The sequence below is a fragment of the Micromonospora sp. NPDC049201 genome (assembly GCF_055586805.1).
On sequence record NZ_JBVJHM010000014.1, the window covers coordinates 26,934 to 43,462 of the forward strand.

Below are 16,529 nucleotides of genomic sequence, written 5' to 3' on the forward strand. Positions count from 1 at the left end.
ACCGCGGTGACCGACGCTCCGAGACTGTTGGTGGGGTGCGCTCATGTCACGACGTCTGGTCAGCCTGACGCTTGACACCCTGGAGGACCTTCCCCGATCCTGCCGGCGGTGCGTCTACTGGGAGCTGGATCCGGTCTCCGCGGAGCAGGCCTGCGCGGCCGGCGACCCGGGCCTGGAGAAGGAGGCGTGGGTCTCCCAGACGCTGCTGGAGTGGGGTTCCTGCGGCAAGTTGGTCTACGTCGACGGCATGCCGGCCGGTTTCGTCATGTACGCCCCGCCGGCGTACGTCCCGCGTTCGATGGCGTTTCCGACGTCGCCGGTCTCGGCGGACGCGGCACTGCTGATGACCGCGCACGTGGTGCCCGCGTTCGCCGACGGCGGTCTGGGCCGGATGCTGGTGCAGGGCGTGGCGCGGGACCTCACCAAGCGCGGCATCAAGGCCATCGAGGCGTTCGGCGACGCCAAGTTCGGTGACGAGCCGGACGGCCCCACCCGGGCGTGTGTTGCGCCGGCCGACTTCTTCCTCTCGGTGGGCTTCAAGACGGTCCGCCCGCACCCCCGCTACCCGCGCCTGCGGCTGGAGCTGCGCACGGCGCTGAGCTGGAAGTCCGACGTCGAGTACGCGTTGGAGAAGCTGCTCGGCTCGATGAGCCCGGAGACGCTGCTGCGTCCGGTGCGGCCGGCGCCGGCCACCCGCTCGACGAGCTGACCGGCTCAGTCGACCACGGTGCCGGCGGCCACGATCGCCCGCAGCTCGCTGACGTCGATCGAGCCGGTCGGCACGTCCCGTTCGATCGGTAGGTACATCCGCTGCACCCCGGCCACGATCGCCTCGACCACCCGGTCGCGGAAGCGCGGGTCGACCAGCCGGCCCCGGTCGGCGGGGGAGGTCAGGTAGCCCACCTCGACGCGGACCGCCGGCATCCGGGTGAGCCGGAGCAGATCCCACGCCTTGGCGTGGGTGCGGCAGTCACGAAGCCCGGTGCGGGCCACGATCTCCCGCTGCACCAGCCCGGCCAGGCGCTCCCCGGTGGCCGAGGTGACGCCGTTGTCGGTGCCGTAGTGGTAGGTGGCGACGCCGTCGGCCGCCGGGTTGGCGTGCCCGTCGGTGTGCAGCGAGATGAACACGTCCGCGCCGAGCGAGTTGGCGAGCTGGGCCCGGTCCGCGTCCGGCCGGCAGGTCGGGGACGACGGGCCCCGGGTGAGCTGCACCCGTACGCCGGCCGCCGCGAGCCGCCCCTCCAGCCGGCTGGCGAGGTCGTGCACGAGGTCCGCCTCGGTCCAGCGCAGCGAGCCGTCGGACACCACCACGCCGCTGTCGGTGCCGCCGTGGCCCGGATCGATCACCACGGTCCGGCCGACGAGCGTCGGCCCGGCCTGCCGGATGGCGTCGGACTCGCGTAGCCACTGCGGGCGCCCGCCGACCACCTTGCGGCCGAGCCGGCGCAGCGCGTTGACGGTGTGCGGGCCGCACGACCCGTCCGGCTTCAGCCCCATTTCGCGTTGGAACTGGGCCACTGCGCGGGAGGTGCGGATGCCGTAGATGGCATCGGCGCGACCCACGTCGTACCCCATCTCCAGCAGGCGTTCCTGGAGCGAACGGACGTCCTCGCCGGTCAGTGGCTCGGGCACCGCGTGGTAGAGCGCGCGGGCGCCGAACCGCCAGCGGGCCGCGTCCAGCGCCCGCCAGGTCTCCGCGCCCACCCGCCCGTCGACGCTGAGGCCGCGGGACTGCTGGAAGGCGCGGACCGCGCGTTCCGTCGCGGCGTCGTAGTCGTCGGCGCGGCCGTCGGTGGGCAGCAGTTCCAGGCCGGCGAGCACGGTTCGGATCTCGGCCACCGCGGGGCCCCGGTCACCGGGTCGGATCGGACGCACGACGACCCCCTCTGCACGGGCGCTGGCGGAGGCGGTAGCTCCGACGGACGCTTACGGAGCGTACCGTGGCCGGTTACCTGGCGGGTTCGGGTTCGCGCAGGTCAGAAACGCCGGAGCCCCCGACACCCGGGTGGGGTGACGGGGGCTCCGGCGGTGCCGGGTCGGTCAGAGCGCCGACTCGATGAGCTTGAGCAGCTCGCCCTTCGGCTTGGCGCCGGCGATCGACTGCACCGGCTCGCCGTTCTTGAAGATGGTCAGCGTCGGCACGGACATCACCCGGTAGGCGCGCGCCGTCTCGGGGTTCTCGTCGATGTTGAGCTTGACGATGGTGACCTGGTCACTCATCTCGCCCGCGATCTCCTCCAGGAGCGGCGAGACCTTGCGGCACGGACTGCACCACTCCGCCCAGAAGTCGACCAGGACCGGCTTGTCGGACTTCAGCACGTCGCTCGCGAAGCTCGCGTCCGTGACCGCCTTGGTTGCTCCCACGATGAACCCTTTCTCCCTTTGGTGAAATTCTCAGCCCTGCAGGGTGGCGATGAACCGCTCGGCGTCCAGCGCGGCCGCACATCCGGTGCCGGCCGCCGTGATGGCCTGCCGGTAGGTGTGGTCGACCACGTCGCCGGCGGCGAACACGCCCGGCACGTTGGTGCGGGTGCTCGGCGCCTGCACCTTCACGTACCCCTCGTCGTCCAGCTCCACCTGGTCGCGGAACAGCTCGCTGCGCGGGTCGTGGCCGATCGCCACGAACACGCCGGTGACGTCGAGCATCTTGGTCTGGCCGGTGTGCACGTCGCGCACCCGTACGCCGGTGACCTTGCCGTCCTCGCCGATGATCTCCTCGACCGTGGTGTTCCACTCCACCTTGATCTTCTCGTTGCCCAGCGCCCGCTCCGCCATGATCTTGCTGGCCCGGAACGAGTCGCGGCGGTGGATGATCGTCACCGACTCGGCGAAACGGGTGAGGAAGCTCGCCTCCTCCATGGCCGAGTCGCCGCCGCCGACGACCACGATGTGCTGGTTACGGAAGAAGAAGCCGTCACAGGTGGCGCAGGACGACACGCCGTGGCCGAGGTATTCCTGCTCGCCCGGCACGCCCAGCGGACGCCACGCCGAACCCGTGGAGAGGATGACGGCGCGGGCCCGGTAGGCGGTCTCGCCCACCCAGACCGTGCTCACCGCGTCCGAACCGATCTCGCCGGTGTCCGTCAGCTCGACCCGGGTCACGTCGTCGGTGAGGAACTCCGCGCCGAACCGCTCGGCCTGCTTGCGCATGTTGTCCATCAGCTCGGGGCCGAGGATGCCGTCCGCGAAACCGGGGAAGTTCTCCACCTCGGTGGTGGTCATCAGCGCGCCACCGGACTGCACGCCCTCGATCACCAGCGGCTTGAGGTTGGCGCGCGCGGCATAGACCGCCGCGGTGTAGCCGGCCGGCCCGGAGCCGATGATGATCAGGTTGCGGACCTCGTCCACTGCCGTCTCCCGATGTGTGTGTTCGTCACCGGTACGCACCGATGTCGATCCGAGTGCCGATCGCGCAGAGGCGCCGGCGCCTGACTTCCAGAACGTCATCGTACGAAGCGGGGATTCCCGAGCCGGTCATCCGGTGGGTCACGTCACGTGGCGGGACAGGACCCCTGACCGCGGTTTCACCCTACTCGCGTGCGGAACCGGGTGTCCGCTCCGGACCCGGGTACGCCGCATTCCGGCCCGCTCACCCAGCCCCAGCGGGCGCCGCCGGCGTCCGAGAACGTCACCACCAGCGCCGGACTGCCCTGGAACCGGGCGTAGTCGACCAGTTCGACGGTGAGCGGTGCCGCGCCGTGTTCGGCACCGATCGCGGTCAGGCAGGCGGCCAGCGCCTCCGGGCGGGCGAGCCGGTCCAACCCGCCCACGGCGCCGAGGCGGTTCTTGTCGGCGGCCAGGGGTGTCTCCCGGCCGCTGCCCGCCGCGCCCGACGGCCCGGCCATGTCCGGTCGGACCGACGCCGCCTTGGCATCCCGGCCGAGGCGTTCCGGGGTCCAGTCCGTGCCGCTGCGTACGGCCGGCCCGGTGGTCCGGTACGGCGCACCCGCCGCCGGCGCCGCCTCCCCGGCCGGTCGATCGACGGTGCTGCTGTCCCCACCCGTGTCCGCCAGCCGGCCGACGCCGAAACTGACCGCGGCGACCGAGGCGGCGGCCAGCGCCACCGGCCCGGCGACCCGGGCCCAGCGCCGGGAACGTCGCCCCGGCCCGGTGTGCCGGTCGGGACGGGCGAGCGTGCCGGGTGGGCGGGTCGTCCGGCCGGGCTGCGCCGGCACGGTGACCGGCGTCGCATCCCGACCGGCATGCTCGGGCACGTGGTCGGCGGCCGGGGCGGGACCGGCGCCGGCGAGCGCGGCCGTGATCCGGTCGGAGACCGCCACCGGCAGCTCCGGCGCGGACGACGACGCCCAGTCGGCCAGGTCGGCGTGCACCAGGTCGAGCGCGCCGGCCAGGGCCGCGTACGCCGCGCGCCAGGCCGGGTCCTGCTCGACCAGCCGGGCCACGGTGGCCTGCTCGGGGGTGCCGTCCAGCGCCCCGCCGAGGTAGTCGGCGAGGAGGTCGTGGTCGACCTCGCTGAACTCCCGCGAACTCACGGCTCCTCCTGGCTGGCGTCCGGCCGGGGAAGTCCCGACGAGGATCCGACGCCCTCGGGTCGCCGGCGGTTCCCTGCGGTGACGCGCGGCACGTGCACGGCGTCGTCGGCGCCGGTGCGCAGGTGCCCCAGCAGCACGGCGAGCCGCGCCCGACCCCGGGCGCACCGGCTCTTCACCGTCCCCTCGGCGACATCGAGGATCCGGGCCACCTCGGCCACCGGGTAGCCCTGCACGTCCACCAGGACCAGCGCGGCGCGCTGCTCCGCCGGCAGGGCCGCGAGCGCCTGCCGGACCACCAGCGCGGTGTCGTGGTCGGGGGCGGGCGCGGCCGGTTCGACGCCGCCGGTGTGGCGTCCCGGCTCCCCGTCGGTGTGCACCCCGTCGGGCAGCGGGACGGTGGCGTGGGTCTGGCGTCGCCTCATCCGGTCCAGGCACGCGTTCACCACGATCCGGTGCAGCCAGGTGGTGACCGCCGAGTCGCCCCGGAAACGGGCCGCGGCGCGGTGCGCCGACAGCATCGCGTCCTGGAGCGCGTCGGCCGCCTCCTCGCGGTCCCCGATGGTCCGCAGCGCCACCGCCCAGAGGCGGTCGCGGTGCCGGTGGAACAGCTCGGTGAAGGCGTCCCGGTCACCCGCGACGTGGGCCCGGAGCAGCTCCAGGTCGGAGCCGGCCGGCGGGCCGTCACCGGTCGCCGACCAGCGGCTCACGAGCCCTGGACCGTGATCTCCTGGACCCCGATCTTCCAGCCGCTGCCGTCGTCCTTCTTCGGCAGCTCGGTGATCCAGAAGAGGAGGTACTGGTACTTCTGGGCGGGGTCGAACCCGTTGAACGTCATCTTGGTGCCGTCGTGGTCCTCGAACGGCTGCCCGATCACGGTGGGGTACGCCGCGACGAGGTCCTTGTCGCCCTTGGAGGTGGAGGGGAACTCACCGTTGGTGCCGGCGCGCAGCTCGGCCGAGGCGCCGGTGGACGAGAGCGTGGCCTGGAGCGACTTGACCGTGTGCGGGGCACCCAGGTCGATCCAGACGCCCATGCCCTTCTTCAGGCCGCCGAACTTGCCGTTGTTCCGGTAGGTCTGGGTCTCCCAGCCCTCGTCGTCGCTACCGTCGATGACCTTCTCGGCGTTCCGCACCTCGGCGCGGTCCCCGCTCTCCGGGTCGATGATCCGGACGTCGGAGACGGTGAGCTTGCGGACCGGCGCGGCTGCCTCGGTGCTGCCGCCCGTGGCGGGGGCGCTGTTGGTGGGCTGGGCCACCGGCTCCTTGGTGTCGTCGTCACCGCCCCCGAGCACGCTGATCCCGACGAGCAGACCGACAAGCGCCACCACCAGCAGGCCGGCGATGCCCAGGGCGACCTTGCGCCCGCCGGCCGCGGCCAGCGGGGACGACGGCTCCTCGCCGGGGTCGGCGGTGAAGCGCAGCGGACCGGCCTGCTCCAGGAACTGCTCGTCGGCCGGGATGTCGAGCCGGCTCAGCTCGGCGGACAGCACGTCCGACGAGGGTGGGGCGATCTCCGGGTCGAGCAGGTCCATGGTGAGGTCGTCGAGGTACGCCGGCACCCCGGCGCGGACCTGCCGGGGCGCGGCGATGCTGCCGCTGGCGTCCCGGACGGCGTCCGGCAGGGCGGCCCGGCCGTGCCCGGCGGTGGCGCCGTGCAGCGGGGCCTCCCCGTGCGGCCAGTGCCCGGTCAGCGCGAAGTAGAGCACCCCGCCGACGGCCCGCAGGTCGTTCTCCTGGCTGTCCGCCCCGTCGGTGCGCGCGTCGGCCAGCACCACCCGGCCGTCGTCGCTGATCATCACGGTGCCGGGGTGGAGGTTGCCGTGCACCATGCCGGTGGCGTGCACCGCGGCCAGGGCGCTGGCGACGGCGTTGCCGATCGCGGTCGCGCGGGCCGGGTCCAGCGGCCCGTCGGCGGCGACCAGCTCCCGCAGCGACTGGCCGTCCACCCACTCGCGGACCACGTAGGCCCGGTCGTCCTCGTCGATGGCGTCGTAGACGCCGACCAGGTTGGGGTGGATGACCCGGCTGGCCGCGACCGCGGCCTGGAGCATCTCGGTGGCGGAGTCGCCGCCGGGGTAGCGGAGGACCACCGCGACGGGTCGGCGCAGCACCACGTCGACCCCGCGCCAGACCAGCCGGCCGGCACTGTCGTTGTTGATGTGCTCGACCAGTTCGTAGCGCTCGGCGAGGAGCTCACCGACCGTGGGAGCACCGAGGGTCACGACCGCGGGAGAACTTTCCTCCGCTTCCTGACCCTCGCCGACCTGGGTCACCCGTCCTCCCTCGGTGATCGTGTCGATCGATGGACCCGTGCTGCTGGGCATGTGGCTTCCCGCTCTGGCTTCGGTGGAACCGGCACGGTCGGCGTCGACGCCCACGTCGACGCCGGACGTACCCGTCGAGAGCGACCTTACCCGGGATGCCCGGTTCTCCGACATGTCATCTTCCCGCCGCAGCGGGCGGGAAGCCAGCCGCGGCGAACACGCACCGCCAATCTAGAGGTTGACGGCAAGTGATCGGCGCAGGGGCGTGCCGGTGTGGCGTGCCGGTGCTTTCCCCGTCCCGGCCTGGGCACCCTCATCCGTACGGTTGGTTGTCCACAGGCCGAGAGGCCCACTGGACGGCGGAATCCCGAGTTATCCACAGCCGTATCCCCAGCCTGGTGATCCTCGTTCACCGTCGGTCACAGGTGGGCGCTCAGCGCCCGAGCCGCCGTCGGACCATGCCGACCACCTCGGTGATCTCCCCGATCCGCAGCAGCATGGCCAGCCCGAGATACGTGCCGCCGATCGCCGCGCCGCCGACCACCAGTTGCACCGCGGCGGCGAACCAGCTCAGCTTCGCCGGGTCGCCCGGGAGCACCGCGAGCACGAGCAGGCCGACCAGCGCGGCGCCGAGCGCGGCCACCACGACCCGGCCGAGCGTGCGCATGATCCGGCCCAACCCGATCCGCCCCACCCGAGGGCGCAGCAGCATCGCCGAGATGATGGCCGCGGCCAGGTACGACACCGCGTTGCCGAGCATCATCCCGGCCGCCGCGAACGTGTTCGAGAAGATCAGGAAGAGGCCGACCTGAAGCAGCACCCGCAGGATCACCACCGGAATGTTGATCAGCGCCGGGGTGCGCGTGTCGGGCAGCGCGTAGAACGCGAACGTGAAGAGCTGGCTGACCGCGAACGGCACCAGGCCGAGCGCCGCGACCAGCAGCACGGTCGAGGTGGCCACCGCGTTGTCGCCGGTGAACGCGCCGTAGCGGAACACCACCACGGAGATCGGCGCGGCCAGCACCGCGTAGCAGACCGCGATCGGGGCCAGCACCGCGGTGACCATCCGGGTGCCCCGGGACAGGTCGGCGGTGACGTCGCCGAACCGGCTCTCGGCGGCGGCGGCGCTCATCCGGGGCATCAGCGCGGTGATGATCGAGACCGCGATGATGCCGTGCGCCATCATCAGCAGCAGGAAGACGTTGTTGTAGATCAGCAGACCGGCGTTGTTGCCGCCGGCGGCGCGGGTGAGCAGGTTGACCACCACGAAGAGGCCGAGCTGGTTGACCCCGACGTAGCAGAACATCCAGCCACCGAGCCGGGCCAGTTCGGCCAGGCCGAGCGCCCGGAAGTCGAACCGCCACCGCCACCGGAAGCCGACCTTGCGCAGCGCCGGCAGCAGGCCGGCGGTCTGGACCGCGACACCGAGCAGCGTGCCGCCGCCGATCAGCAGGATCCGTTCCCAGCTCATCTCGCCGGGCTGGACGATGTTGGCGCCGAAGACCGCGATGTAGAGCGCGCAGACGCCGATGACCACCAGGTTGTTGAGGATGGGCGCCCACATCGGCGCGGCGAAGTGCCCGCGGGTGTTCAGCACCGCGGCGATCAGCGCGCTCACGCCGGTGAAGAACAGCATCGGCAACATCAGGTACGACAGGCCGGTGACCAGACCGCGATAGTCGGCGTCCTTGCCGCCGGCGTAGATGGCGGTCAGCACCGGCGCCGCGACCAGGGCGAGCAGCACGGTGGCGGCCAGCGCCAGCACCGCGAGCGTGAGCAGCCGCTGGGAGTACGCCTCGCCCCGGTCCGGGTCGGACTTGCGCCGCCGGACCAGCACCGGGATCAGCACGCTGGTGAGCACGCCGCCGAGCAGGAACTCGTACACCTGGTTCGGCAGGAAGATCGCGGTGGTGAACGCGTCACCGACCAGCGCGCCGCCCAGCGCCGCGCCGATCATCAGGTTGCGGATGAAGCCGGTGCCGCGGCTGACCAGGCTGCCGATCGCCATCACCGCGCTGTTCGCCGCGGCGCTGGTCTCGGCGACCACCTCCTGCGGTGGCGCCACCGACTCGACGCCCGGCTGGTTCAGCGGCTCCGCCGAGATGAAGGTCGCGCCGTCGTCCGGCGGCAGGCCGCCGCCGTGCGCGTTGGCGCTGCGGTAGATGCCGCCGCCGCTCATCTCACAGCCTCCCAGGGGGATGTCGGAACCGGGCCCGACGGCCCCGCACCACCGGAACCTTAGTCAACCTCGCCCGGTTACCCACGCCCGGCGCGGTCGATCCACCCTCGGCCCGCTAGGCTGGCGATCCCATGTCCGAAGCCTCCGCCTCCGCCGCCGATCGCCGTGAGCTGACCGCCGCGCAGCGCAACGCCGTCGCCGAGCTGCTCCGCGTGTCCCCGGTCGCCGACGAGCTGGGTCGGCGCTTCGCCCGTGCCGGTCACGAACTGCACCTGGTGGGCGGATCGGTTCGGGACGCGCTGCTCGGCCGGCTCGGCAACGACCTCGACTTCTGCACCGACGCCCACCCGGACGAGACCGTCAGGGTCATCCGGGGCTGGGCCGAGTCGATCTGGGAGACCGGGCGGGAGTTCGGGACCATCGCCTGCCAGCGCGACGGGCTCACCCTGGAGATCACCACCTTCCGGGCCGAGGTCTACGACCAGGTGAGCCGCAACCCGGTGGTGCAGTACGGCACCAGCCTGGCCGAGGACCTGAAGCGTCGCGACTTCACCGTCAACGCGATGGCGGTGAGTCTCCCGGACCACCGGTTCACCGACCCGTACGGCGGTCTGGACGACCTCGCCGCCAAGGTCATCCGTACGCCCGGCACGCCGCAGGAGTCGTTCCGTGACGACCCGCTGCGGATGCTGCGCGCGGCCCGGTTCGCCGCGCAGCTCCGCTTCGCCGTCCACCCCGACGTCCAGGACGCGATGGCCCGGATGGCGTCCGACCTCGACCGGATCACCGCCGAGCGGATCCGCGACGAGTTCACCAAGCTGCTGTGCGGGGCCGACCCGGTGACCGGGCTGCGCCTGCTTGTCGACACCGGCCTGGCCGAGCGCTTCCTGCCGGAGCTGACCGGCCTCAAGCTCACCATCGACGAGCACGCCCAGCACAAGGACGTCTACGAGCACACGCTCACCGTGGTCCTCAACGCCATGTCGATGGAGGAGGAGGGCTGCGACTTCGTGCTGCGGATGGCCGCGCTCATGCACGACGTCGGCAAGCCCGGCACCAAGGCGGTCGGCGCGGACGGCCGGGTCAGCTTCCACCACCACGAGGTGGTCGGGGCGCGACTGACCAAGGCCCGGATGAAGGCGATGCGCTACCCCAAGGACGTCACCTCCCAGGTGGTCAAGCTGGTCGGGCTGCACCTGCGCTTCTACGGGTACGGCCGGGGCGAGTGGACCGACTCGGCGGTCCGCCGGTACGTCACCGACGCCGGTGACCTGCTGTCCCGGCTGCACAAGCTGACCCGTTCCGACTGCACCACCCGCAACCGGCGCAAGGCGGCCCAACTCGCGGCCGACTACGACGCGTTGGAGGAGCGGATCGCCCGGATCGCCGCCGAGGAGGACCTGGCCCGGGTCCGGCCCGACCTGGACGGCAACGCGATCATGGAGCTGCTCGGCGTGCCGCCGGGCCCGGTGGTCGGCCGCGCCTGGGCGCACCTCAAGGAGCTGCGCCTGGAGCGCGGCCCGCTGGACCGGGACGAGGCCGAGGCGGAGCTGCTGCGCTGGGCCCGTGGCGAGGGCATCGTCGGCTGAACCGCCGGCCGGGAAAAAGCGACGACGATACGCCGGCGTGTCGACCGAACGGTTGAGCTGTTCCGGTCGATCTCTCCCGCATGATGTTGGTCATCGCCAGCCCCCTGCTCGTCGGGCGCGGCTGTCCTGATCTCATCCGCCCGTCCGGTCCGGACGGTCGCTGGACACGGGGAGACAATTCGGTGTCACGTCCCGGCGCGCTGCGCCGCTCCGCGCTGGTGGGGCTCGCCCTCACCTCCGCCACCTCGATCATCTGCGCCGCCACCGGCGGCGCCGCCCTGGCCGAGCCGGTCGCCCCGCCGCGTGGCGACATCCGGGGCGCCGGCACGGCCAGCGCCGTGCCGGGCAGCTACATCGTCGTCCTGAAGGACGGCAAGGCCAGCCCGGCCAAGGTGCGGTCCACCGCGTCGGCCCTCGCCGGCGAGCACGGCGGTTCCGTCCGGCACGTGTTCAGCCGGGCGCTGCACGGCTACTCCGCCGCCATGGACCGCCGGCAGGCGGAGCGGCTCGCCGCCGACCCGGCCGTCGCGTACGTCCAGCAGGTCCAGCGTTGGAAGACCTCCGGCAGCCAGACGACGCCGCCCTGGGGGCTGGACCGGATCGACCAGCTCAAGCCGAAGACCGACGGCCGGTACACCTATCCGGCGACCGGCGCCGGGGTCACCGCCTACGTCATCGACACCGGCATCGACATCGACCACGAGGACTTCGGCGGGCGGGCCAGCTACGGCTACGACGCCGTCGACGGCGACGACGTGGCGCAGGACTGCAACGGCCACGGCACGCACGTGGCCGGCACGCTCGGCGGTACGAAGTACGGCGTGGCCAAGGACGTCGAGCTCGTCGCCGTGCGGGTGCTCGACTGCGACGGCAGCGGTCGTACCGACCAGGTGCTGGCCGGCATCGAGTGGGTCACCGCCAACGCGGTCAAGCCGGCGGTGGCCAACATGAGCCTGGGTTCCGACCGGGTCGACCAGGCGATCAACGACGCGGTCGCCCGTTCGATCGCCGCCGGCGTCACGTACGCGGTCGCGGCCGGCAACGAGTCGGCGGACGCTTGCACGGTCTCGCCGGCGAGCGTGCCGACGGCGATCACGGTCGGGGCCACCGACCGGCTCGACTTCCGGGCCCGGTTCTCCAACTACGGCTCCTGCCTGGACACGTTCGCGCCGGGCGCCGGCATCGTCTCGGCGGAGCAGGGCACCACCGACGGGTCGGTGGCGATGAGCGGCACCTCGATGGCGTCCCCGCACGTGGCGGGCGCCGCCGCGCTGCTGCTGGAGGCACACCCGACCTGGACGCCGCAGCAGGTGCGCGACTCCGTGGTCACCACCGGCATCGGCGGCGCGGTGCACGACAGCATGGGCTCGCTGGACCGGCTCCTGCACCTCGGCGCGGTGCCCACCGCCCGGGGCTCGCACGGGCTCAAGGCCCGGGCCAACGGCCGCTACGTCGTGGCGGAGAGCGCCGGGACGAAGCCGCTGATCGCGCGCGGCACCACCATCGGCGCGTGGGAGAAGTTCGACGTGGTCGACGCCGGCGGTGGCCTGTACGGCCTGCGCGCCCGGGTCACCAACAAGTTCGTCACGGCGGAGAGCGCCGGCGCGAAGCCGTTGATCGCCCGCTCGGCCACCATCGGCGCGTGGGAGAAGTTCCAGATCGTCGACAACACCGACGGCACGGTCAGCCTGAAGGCCACGATCAACGGCCGGTACGTCACCGCGCCGAGCGCCACCTCCCCGCTGATCGCCAGCAAGACCTCGATCGGCGCGGCGGAGAAGTTCGACTTCGACGCCCCGGCCCCGATCGTCGGCATCAAGGCGGTGGCCGGCGGCCGGTACGTCACGGCGGAGAGCGCCGGCGCGAAGCCGCTGATCCCCCGCGCGACGACCGTCGGCGCCTGGGAGAAGTACGAGGTGGTCAGCGACGGCGACGGCTTCTTCGGCCTGAAGGCGCTGGCCAACGGCAAGTTCGTGGCGGCGGAGAGCGCCGGGGCGAAGCCGCTGATCGCGCGCAGCACCTCGATCGGCGCGTGGGAGGCGTTCGTCTTCCTCGACTACTACGGTGACGGCTCGGTGAGCCTCTACGCCAACGCCAACGGCAAGGCGGTCACCGCCGGCAGTGCCGGCACCAGCCAGCTCGTCGCGAGTCGCGTCATCGACTGGGACAGCGACACCCTCGGCCTGGGCGTCGGCGAGAAGTTCGTCCTCGCCGTGCTCTGACCCGTACCACCGCACGGCGCCCGCCGGCTCCCCGAGGGGAACCGGCGGGCGCCGTCGTTCACGGGGTGACCGTGCTGCCGTCCACCGCGGTCTTGCCGTTGGTGTGCGCGCTGCCCAGCCGGGCGAGCAGGCCGGCCAGGTCGATGCCGGTCAGGTCGCTGCCGAGCTGGAGACCCTGGGCGACGTTGCCGGCCACCGACTTGGTCAGCGACGAGGCGCCGTCGGTGGAGATGACTGTCATCTTGTCGATCGCGCCGATCGGGGCGCTCGCCGCACCGACCACCTCGGGCAGCACCTTCACCAGCAGGTCCAGCACCGCCGCCTCGCCGTACGCGGCGAACGCCTCGGCCTTGCGGGCCATCGCGTCGGCCTCCGCCTGCCCCTTGGCCAGGATGGCCGCGGCCTCGGCCTGGCCCTCCCGCTCGACCGCCTCGGCGATCGCGGACCGCCGGCGCTGCTCCGCCTCACCTTCCTTGGCGCCCTCGATCGCGTTCGCCTCGGCCAGCGCGGCGCGGCGGGCCCGCTCACCCTCACCGGTGAGGCGGGACTGCTCGGCGATGGCCTGGGCGGCGGCGATGGTGGCCTGCCGCTCGGCGTCGGCGCGCAGCACCGCCGCGTTGCGGGCCGCCTCGGCCTCCTGCTCCACCTTGTACCGCTGCGCGTCGGCCGGCTTGCGGACCTCGGTGTCGAGCTGGCGCTGCTTCAGCTCGGCGTTGCGCTCGGCCACCTTCTGCTGCTCGGAGAGGATCGCCTGGTCCCGCTCGGCCTGGGCGAGCGGCCCGGCCGCGGCCGACTTCGCCTTCGCCGCGTCGATCTCGGCCTGGATGCCGGCCTGCTTGAGCGACAGGTTCCGGTTCGCCTCGGCGATCGCCTCCTCGGCGAGCAGCCGCTCCTGCTCGGCGGCCTGCCGGGCGCGGGCCTCGGCGATGGCGGCGTCCTTGAGCACCCGGGCGGCCTCGGGCCGGCCCAGGTCGGCCAGGTAGGAGCCCTCGGCCAGGATGTCCTGGAGCTGGAACGTGTCCAGCACCAGGCCCTGGTTGGTCATCGAGTGCTCGGCCTCCTCGGCCACCGCGCTGGCGAACGCGGCCCGGTCCCGGATGACCTCCTCGACGGTGAGCCGGCCGACGATCGAGCGCAGCGCGCCGGCCAGCACCTCACGGGTGAAGTTGTCGATCTCGTCCTGCTGGTGCAGGAAGCGCTGGGCGGCGGCCCGGATGGCGTCCTCGGTGCCGCCGACCTTGACGATCGCGACGCCGTGCAGGTCGGCGCGGATGCCCTGCTTGCTCACCGCGCCCCGGATGCCGACGTCGATGCGCCGGCTGGACAGGTCGAGCGACTGGAGCTTCTGCACCACCGGCAGCACGAACACCGAGGCGCCGAGCACGACCTTCTGCCCGGACATGTCGGTGGACCGGATGCCGTCGGCGGTCTGGGTGGTGCGGCCCTTGCGGCCGGTGACGATGAACGCCTCGTTGGGCCCGGCCACCTTGATCCGGGAGAGCACGAAGAAGACGAGCAGGACGGCGAGGAGGACCGCGCCGCCGATGGCGACGAGCAGGGGCATGGGGGTTCCCGTCTGTGCGGAGGGATCAGTAGGTCTCGACGTGCACGCTGGTCTCGCTGAGCGCTTCGACCACGAAGATCCGGGCGCCGACCGGGATCGGCCGGTCGGACCGGGCGTTGAGTTTGACCGGCTGGCCGGCGAGGCGGACCCGGACCTCGCCGTAGCCGTCGCTGGGGATCGGGGTCACCACCAGACCGATCGCGCCGGCCAGGTGGTCCCGGGTGGGGGTCGGGTCGGTGCGCATGTCGCGGGCCGCGCGGCTCAACCGGGCCGCCAGCCAGCCGGTGGGCACGGCGGCGAGCGCGCCGCCGGCCACCGCCGCCGCGATCATGCCGGGGGTACGCGCCCCGAGCATCTCGTTGACGATCGCGCCGCCGAACCCGAACGCGCCGATGAACCCGGCGACCGCTTCCAGCGACACCGGCCCGTCGACGTCCGGGTGACCGAGGTGCAGCACTCCCGAACCGAGCAGGGCCAGCGTCAGCACACCGACGCCCACTCCGCCGATGATCAGGAAAATGAGCGTCCCCGTGGCCACGACCTGCACGGTATCGACCCGGTGCAACGTCCTCCACCCTGAACGGGCGCTCAGTACGGCGCGATCGTCACCGCCAGGTCGACAAGTTGCCTCGGCAGCGGCTGACGGATCAGTTCCCGACCGGTGCGGTCGGCGAGCACGAAGTCTCCGGCGCCGAACGGCCGGCGGTAGAGCAGCCGGTCGCCGGTGACCCAGGCGACGTCGGCGCTCGGCAGCGCATTCACCACCCGGCCGGTCGCGGTCTCCACCAGCAGCGGCTCCTGATGCCCCTGGACGACCACCAACGTGCCGTCCGGCGACCAGGCGTCCGGGCCGACAGGCCCGCCCGGCAGCTCGACCAGTCGGGTGGGCCGGCCGTCGTCGACCGACAGGAGTTGCACCCCCTTGGCGAGGTCCCGGGGCCACGCCTCCGACTTCTTCTTGCTCAACGTCAACGCGACCGACCGGCCGTCCGGCATCCAGGTGAATTCGCACCGGTCGGCGCAGGGCCAGCCGAGCCGCCCCACCGGATGGGTCCTCTTCTGCCCGTCCAGGTCCAGCACGATGAAACCGAAGTGGTCGACCTGGCTGGTGGTGAACAGCAGCCGCCGTCCGTCCGGCGACCAGCTCGGCGTGGAGAGCGCCCGGCCCACCTCGTACCAGCGGGTCTTTCCGGTGGCCAGATCGAACAGGCCGACGTCCCGGGGACGGCCGTCGTCGCGGACCGCGACGAGGGAGCCGGTCGGCGCCGGAAAGATGCCGTCGTATCTGTCGGTGGCGAAGTAGCGCCCGCGCCCGCGGTCGAGCAGGAACCCGCTGCCGGAGCCGCCCACCACCTGGGCGCGGGTGACCACCCACTCACCGGGCAGCACAAGCGGCCGGTCCGCCCAGTTCGCGCCGGGTTCGGCCCGGAGCGCCGGCGAGGGGGAGACGGTGACCGGTGGGGTCGTGGGCGGCGGGGCGGAACGGGGACGCAACAGCACGAACGGCAGCGTCACCGCCACCACCGCGACCAGCGCGGCGGCGGTCGCGGCGACCCGTCGGCGGCGACGCAGCCGTCGGCCCCGCCCGAGCGCCCGCAGCGCCAGGTCCGGCGCGGGCGCGACGCCGTCGGCCAGCTCGCGTACGGCCGTCCGGAGCGTCTCCTCCAGCGACGTGCTCATCGGGTCACCTCCGCCCGGGTGGTCAGATCGTCGAGGGTCGGCACCAGTTGCCGCAGCCGGGCCAGTGCCCTGGCGCTCTGGCTGGCCACCGTGCCCGGCCGGCAGCCGAGCAGCGCGGCCGTCTGCTCGACGCTCAGGTCCTCCAGGTAGCGCAGCGTCAGCACCGCGCGCTGCCGGGGTGGCAGCGCCCGGAGCGCGTCCCGCAGCAACATCCGCAGGTCACTGTCGTCCCCGACCGCCGGCCGCTCCGGCACGTCCGCCACCGGCACCTCCGCGCGCCGCGCCCGCCGCCGCCAGCCGGAGACCTGGTCGTGGTAGAGGATCCGTTTCACGTACGGCTCCGCGTCGCCGCGGATCCGGGGCCACCGGGCGTACGCCTTGGCCAGCGCGTTCTGGAGCAGGTCCTCGGCCGCGTGCTGGTTGCCGGCGAGCGCGTACGCGACCCGCAGCAGGACCGGCCCCCGTTCGTTGACGAACGCGGTGAACTCCCCGTCGACCTCCGCCACCGTCCACCTCCGTGTCTCAGACGCCCGGGGCGG

General features: G+C 72.9%; 14 protein-coding genes. 3 read left to right on the top strand and 11 right to left on the bottom strand.

What is annotated here, in order from left to right; translation table 11 throughout:
* The first annotated feature begins 43 nt into the window (after positions 1-43).
* Positions 44-709 carry a GNAT family N-acetyltransferase gene (locus tag ACZ6O5_RS26650; RefSeq protein ID WP_405091780.1) on the top strand — a complete coding sequence of 222 codons (666 nt, stop codon included), beginning with the start codon at positions 44-46 and terminating at the stop codon, positions 707-709.
* 5 nt (positions 710-714) lie between these two features.
* Here the strand turns inward: ACZ6O5_RS26650 and ACZ6O5_RS26655 are convergent, their stop codons facing one another.
* The 7 genes from ACZ6O5_RS26655 to murJ all read right to left on the bottom strand — a co-directional run bounded on the left by ACZ6O5_RS26655 (position 715) and on the right by murJ (position 8,935).
* The gene (locus tag ACZ6O5_RS26655) at positions 715-1,875 is read right to left on the bottom strand and encodes an N-acetylmuramoyl-L-alanine amidase (RefSeq protein ID WP_465980451.1); all 1,161 of its coding nucleotides are present in this window, start codon (positions 1,873-1,875) and stop codon (positions 715-717) included.
* A 165-nt stretch (positions 1,876-2,040) separates the two neighbouring features.
* Positions 2,041-2,364, bottom strand: coding sequence for a thioredoxin (gene trxA / locus ACZ6O5_RS26660; protein WP_281933936.1), 324 nt, complete (start codon positions 2,362-2,364; stop codon positions 2,041-2,043).
* Positions 2,365-2,394: 30 nt separating this feature from the next.
* The gene (trxB, locus tag ACZ6O5_RS26665; protein WP_465980452.1) at positions 2,395-3,348 is read right to left on the bottom strand and encodes a thioredoxin-disulfide reductase; all 954 of its coding nucleotides are present in this window, start codon (positions 3,346-3,348) and stop codon (positions 2,395-2,397) included.
* Positions 3,349-3,524: 176 nt separating this feature from the next.
* Positions 3,525-4,493: a hypothetical protein gene (locus ACZ6O5_RS26670; protein WP_465980453.1), complete on the bottom strand. Its 969-nt coding sequence runs from the start codon at positions 4,491-4,493 to the stop codon at positions 3,525-3,527.
* Positions 4,490-5,200 carry an RNA polymerase sigma factor SigM gene (gene sigM, locus ACZ6O5_RS26675; protein ID WP_465980454.1) on the bottom strand — a complete coding sequence of 237 codons (711 nt, stop codon included), beginning with the start codon at positions 5,198-5,200 and terminating at the stop codon, positions 4,490-4,492. Before sigM ends, ACZ6O5_RS26670 begins: the two co-directional genes overlap by 4 nt.
* On the bottom strand, positions 5,197-6,816 hold the full coding sequence (locus tag ACZ6O5_RS26680; protein ID WP_431933881.1) for a protein kinase family protein: 1,620 nt from the start codon (positions 6,814-6,816) through the stop codon (positions 5,197-5,199). Before ACZ6O5_RS26680 ends, sigM begins: the two co-directional genes overlap by 4 nt.
* 373 nt (positions 6,817-7,189) lie before the next feature.
* Positions 7,190-8,935, bottom strand: coding sequence for a murein biosynthesis integral membrane protein MurJ (gene murJ / locus ACZ6O5_RS26685; protein ID WP_465980455.1), 1,746 nt, complete (start codon positions 8,933-8,935; stop codon positions 7,190-7,192).
* Positions 8,936-9,066: 131 nt separating this feature from the next.
* Here murJ and ACZ6O5_RS26690 point away from each other — a divergent pair, with 131 nt between their 5' ends.
* Complete coding sequence (locus tag ACZ6O5_RS26690) at positions 9,067-10,524, top strand: CCA tRNA nucleotidyltransferase (protein ID WP_465980456.1); 1,458 nt, start codon at positions 9,067-9,069, stop codon at positions 10,522-10,524.
* Positions 10,525-10,706: 182 nt separating this feature from the next.
* A complete protein-coding gene (locus tag ACZ6O5_RS26695; protein WP_465980457.1) occupies positions 10,707-12,746 on the top strand; it encodes a S8 family serine peptidase in 2,040 nt (679 codons plus the stop codon).
* A gap of 58 nt (positions 12,747-12,804) precedes the next feature.
* Here the strand turns inward: ACZ6O5_RS26695 and ACZ6O5_RS26700 are convergent, their stop codons facing one another.
* Genes ACZ6O5_RS26700 through ACZ6O5_RS26715 form a run of 4 tightly spaced genes read right to left on the bottom strand, consistent with a single transcriptional unit; the run spans position 12,805 to position 16,496 of the window.
* A complete protein-coding gene (locus ACZ6O5_RS26700; RefSeq protein WP_357298760.1) occupies positions 12,805-14,310 on the bottom strand; it encodes a flotillin family protein in 1,506 nt (501 codons plus the stop codon).
* A gap of 25 nt (positions 14,311-14,335) precedes the next feature.
* Positions 14,336-14,857, bottom strand: coding sequence for an NfeD family protein (locus ACZ6O5_RS26705; RefSeq protein WP_281933951.1), 522 nt, complete (start codon positions 14,855-14,857; stop codon positions 14,336-14,338).
* A 41-nt stretch (positions 14,858-14,898) separates the two neighbouring features.
* Entirely contained in the window at positions 14,899-15,990 is a 1,092-nt protein-coding gene (locus ACZ6O5_RS26710; protein WP_465980458.1) for a TolB family protein, read from the bottom strand.
* Positions 15,987-16,496 (bottom strand): SigE family RNA polymerase sigma factor, encoded by a 510-nt coding sequence (locus ACZ6O5_RS26715; RefSeq protein ID WP_465980459.1) that lies wholly within the window; start codon positions 16,494-16,496, stop codon positions 15,987-15,989. Before ACZ6O5_RS26715 ends, ACZ6O5_RS26710 begins: the two co-directional genes overlap by 4 nt.
* Between the last annotated feature and the right edge of the window lie 33 nt (positions 16,497-16,529).

Bases quoted from the DNA above. Each gene is read 5' to 3' on its own strand.
- ACZ6O5_RS26650 (WP_405091780.1), top strand. From the start codon at position 44: ATGTCACGACGTCTGGTCAGCCTGACGCTTGACACCCTGGAGGACCTT.
- ACZ6O5_RS26680 (WP_431933881.1), bottom strand. From the start codon at position 6,816: ATGCCCAGCAGCACGGGTCCATCGATCGACACGATCACCGAGGGAGGA.
- murJ (WP_465980455.1), bottom strand. From the start codon at position 8,935: ATGAGCGGCGGCGGCATCTACCGCAGCGCCAACGCGCACGGCGGCGGC.
- ACZ6O5_RS26690 (WP_465980456.1), top strand. From the start codon at position 9,067: ATGTCCGAAGCCTCCGCCTCCGCCGCCGATCGCCGTGAGCTGACCGCC.
- ACZ6O5_RS26700 (WP_357298760.1), bottom strand. From the start codon at position 14,310: ATGCCCCTGCTCGTCGCCATCGGCGGCGCGGTCCTCCTCGCCGTCCTG.
- ACZ6O5_RS26710 (WP_465980458.1), bottom strand. From the start codon at position 15,990: ATGAGCACGTCGCTGGAGGAGACGCTCCGGACGGCCGTACGCGAGCTG.